The 3,806-nt window shown below is 54.6% G+C and carries 3 protein-coding genes; 1 reads left to right on the top strand and 2 read right to left on the bottom strand.

Annotation, left to right across the window (positions count from 1 at the left end; translation table 11 throughout):
* Positions 1 to 254 precede the first annotated feature (254 nt).
* A complete protein-coding gene (istA, locus tag HMPREF2806_RS04875) occupies positions 255 to 1,835 on the bottom strand; it encodes an IS21 family transposase (RefSeq protein ID WP_158013202.1) in 1,581 nt (526 codons plus the stop codon).
* Between the two features lie 18 nt (positions 1,836 to 1,853).
* On the opposite strand from istA, the gene HMPREF2806_RS13755 reads away from it, so the two are divergent.
* On the top strand, positions 1,854 to 2,297 hold the full coding sequence (locus HMPREF2806_RS13755; protein ID WP_232745279.1) for a hypothetical protein: 444 nt from the start codon (positions 1,854 to 1,856) through the stop codon (positions 2,295 to 2,297).
* Between the two features lie 1,003 nt (positions 2,298 to 3,300).
* On the opposite strand, the gene HMPREF2806_RS13750 is transcribed toward HMPREF2806_RS13755, so the two are convergent.
* A partial coding sequence (locus tag HMPREF2806_RS13750; protein ID WP_232745278.1) for a hypothetical protein occupies positions 3,301 to 3,806 on the bottom strand: 506 nt, incomplete at its 5' end.

Genomic DNA, 3,806 nt, shown 5'->3' with positions numbered 1-3,806 from the left:
ATAGGGTGTCCACTAAACGAGGGTAACCTCAGGTGAACGTGTGACATATTTTATAATGTTTAAAAGGCATCTCATGTGAAGGTTGTCTGGGGTGGTGGTTTGTTGCTGTGACGTCTTTCGAATTTCCAGGGTCACAGCTTTGACTATGGCCAACTTGCCCAATGATTGCGGTGGTTGAGTGGTGTTTTTAGTGTTAGTGTTATGACGTTAAAGCGCTAACGTTTTAACGCTAACGTTTCCTGACTTAGGTCATTTTAGTCAGACAGTTGGGGTAGCTTTTCGGCGAGTTCGCGGACGCCGGCGGGCAGGTCGGTTTGTGCGTGGAGTGTGTGGCCTGAGATTTCGACGGTAAACGATCGGTATTTCTTCAAGATTCGTACCAATCGCTTCAGCGACAGGCCCGAGGCTTCTTCCAACACGTGGCCTGTGGCCATCGCTGCCATCACAATGGTCAGGTGAGCGTGGATGGAGCCTTGCGATAGGTTCAGTACGCCCAGAACGCTAGAATATGCTTGGGCTTCGACTTTACGAGCGTTAAACATCTGGCCGATGAGCTGTGCTGTCGCTGTCCCAATACTTTTCGCCCAGTCTTCCAAGCGTTGCCGGTTCCACTGGGTGTTTAAGTCCTTATGGTTGTCGGGGACATGCTCATCCAAGGTGGAGTAGCCATAATTAGCAGGGGCAATACGATGTAAAGCAACAATCTCACCGTCGTAGAAGACATCCAGATAGTCATCAAAGAGTTGCACGTCGACGAACTTGCCCGCTAGCTTCCACGGCACTGAATACCAGTGATTGGCGATCCGGATGTGGTAGTTCATTGCGACCTTGGACTTCTTCCACCGCGACCACGACCACCGCCGGTCGGGCAACGGGCGCAGCAGCTGTTGCTCATGGTCTTCAAACAACTGGCGACGAGAGATATCCTGCCCGCGGTAGGGACGGCGATCGTTGATGAAATCGCTTTGGTCCTCGAGTGCTTTATTGAGCATGTCGAAACTGTAGAACTCCTGGTCGTCGAGGTATTCTACGCACCATTGCTGGGTAATATCCACGGCCTTTTCAATATTCGCCTTGTACCGCGGCCGGTAGCGTTTCGCCGCAGTAATACCTATCTGATAGAAATCGGCAAATGTGGAATACTCCGCAACCGGGATACGCCCCCGCAGCCCACGGGAAATCTGTTGCGTGGCTGTAAGCGCGTTATCCGGGATCAACCGCAGCGGACAACCACCGAAACACTCCAAAGCCGCACGGTGGGCTAAAAGCCACGACCGCATTTTTTGATCCGGCCACGCCGATACATGCCTCATCCCTGAGTGCGGCAATGAAGCTACAAACAAGTGCGCGGTAAACCGCTGGCCCGAGACCGGATCCACAACGACCATTCCATCGCCCGACCAGTCCACCATGAGCTCGTCACCGGGATCGTGATTCAGTTGCGCTGACAGCTGATGAACATCGACATAATGCTCAAACAGCGAACAGTACTGTCGATACGAATAATGACGCTGACCAGTACCAACAGGTAACTTCAGGTACTTGGCGTGCGCGACTTTCAACGTCACGCGCTTGCCAGAGACCATCCGCTCGGCAACCTTTTTGAAATCCGGTGCGAGGAACTCCGCATCGTTGCGACGCCGGTTATCCGGAAATAGCTCCTCTAACTGGGCATTCGACAATCCAGCAATCCCACGAGCATCGATTTGATGGTCCCTTACAACGCGACTGCCCTTATCAATCGTCGACTTCGAGACCCCTAAATCGGCTCGAATCTGGTTCCAGGAACGATTCCCGGCAACCAAGGCAAACATGATGGCACGGTAATCCGTCACCACCATCACTCCTTCCACGTGAACGCGATCCACACGTACACACTGCGCGGGCCGTCCACTAAAGAGTGCCCAAAAACTACCCCCGGTACCCGATATCCGCACCGGTCGGTACTCGATACCGCCCTACCGGTACTAAATAGCGTCGCGCGTCATGAGTCTTCGTTTAAAGACTATTGGAAACAGAACGATGCTGAAGGAAGCTATCAAGCTAGACGGCGGATTCTTAGCGCAATATTTGATCCGTTTGAGAGGCATGTCGAAGGCCTCGAAGATGCGCAGCTTCAAGGAAAATTGGTTTCTCCTGTTAGCCCGCGGGATTCTACCGGATGGGTGCGGATTGATACAGAAATCAAGGAGCTCCGTGAGAAGTTTGCTTTTGCAAATATTCAAAGTGACTTCAGTGATGTCGGTAATCGGGTGGTTCGCATTCTCGATGAATTGTTAGCGGACATGAAAAGCTGACCGGAGGCGGACATAAAAAAGTCCGCCTATGGCCATGAGAAACTGACCAGTGGCGGACACCACGGGGGCAGGGCGTGTTCGAATGATTGACTCGTCCTGTTGGAGTATGGTAAGCGAACTTATCCCCTCTGGTTCAGAGCCCTGTTGTGACGTCGATCTAGCGCTGGGATGCTCCTCGAGTCCGAACGACGATGACGTGATGCATCAGCCGACCGATGGGAGCCGTGTTGTTCGGTGTCGGGCGCACCTGTGGCATGAGGTCCGTGAAGCTTGGCACATGTGATTTCACGGAACGTGCCGACGGCGCGCGGCCGCGTGCTGTGGTTGCCTTCGATAGGCACGAGGAACCCGGTGTTGGAGTCACCATCGGCGACGGCGGGGCCACAGGCCTGACACCTCAACTTCACCCCTGCTTCTTCTAGAAGACAATTGCTGCTGATTAGAGACGGAGTCAGGTCCGTCCATGCTTTTCGCTAGATGAGTCCGGTTAGACTCTTCTATCGAACATCGGATGAAGACCCCTTGTTTTCCTACCCCCAATAAAAACTCCCCAAACCCCTAAATCCCGTGTCCGCCACTGGTCAGTTTTTCATGTCCGCCAACATGAATTGAACCGCGTAGCCTTTGACGAAACTCGTCACTTACGGAATGGTGATGATGCGGATAAATTTAATGCGGGAAACTCAAAAACCGGCTGGCACGAGTTGTTGAAGTAGAACTTCCAGGACCAGCGAATAGTGAACTGCGTAGTTTTGTTCGTAAGGCAGTTTCGTTAGCTCATTCGATAAAACACGCACCGAACTCATCGCGCCGTGAAGCTGGCATAATCGCTGATTCCGTAATCATGCTTGTCAATATTTTTCGGCGGATGTTTGAAAGCGTGTGATGGAACATTTAATTGAAAAGCGTTGGTGAGCAAATATCGTCGCGACATAGAGCGAAACGAGGTTAGTCCGAAAGGAAAGGGCCAGTTCGTACTTGAACTGGCCCTAATTGCTAGAGGTTACGCACCCGGGAATTCACCGTTGCTGCCCAGGCGCGCATCGGCGTCGAGGAGCATGGAGATTTCCGCGGCCTTGTCGGCGTCGACGAGACCGTAGCCGTCAATCATCACCTTGGCGTCGGCGTGCGGTAGGCGGCGGCCCTCGATGACCTCGAAGAGCGGGGCGCGGCCCAGCATTCCGGCCTCGAAGTGTGCGCGGCCGGCGCGCAGGCGCTGCTCGGCGTGCTCACGCCACTCGGCAGCTGCATCCGCCCCGCGCTGCTGAGACACGGCCTGCTCGAACACGCCGGGGTGGGCGTAGACGATGAGCGCGCTGACGTGGCCGAAGCCAAGCGAGGTCAGCGCCGCGGCCTTCACGTTGCGGCCCGCGGCTGCCAGATCCAGCGGCGAACGCAGCCACACCAGGTTCTTCGCCTTCGGCGCGATGAGCGGATCAACGCAGTCCAGCGACACGTTGGCCGGGATGCGGCCGGTGCGGAAGACGTCGATGATACCGCCGGTCTGGA

The sequence above is a fragment of the Corynebacterium sp. HMSC076G08 genome, from assembly GCF_001811515.1.
Classification (GTDB): Bacteria; Actinomycetota; Actinomycetes; order Mycobacteriales; family Mycobacteriaceae; genus Corynebacterium; species Corynebacterium hiratae.
Note: the sequence above shows the minus strand (reverse complement) of the source record. Positions and strands in the feature narration are given on the sequence as shown.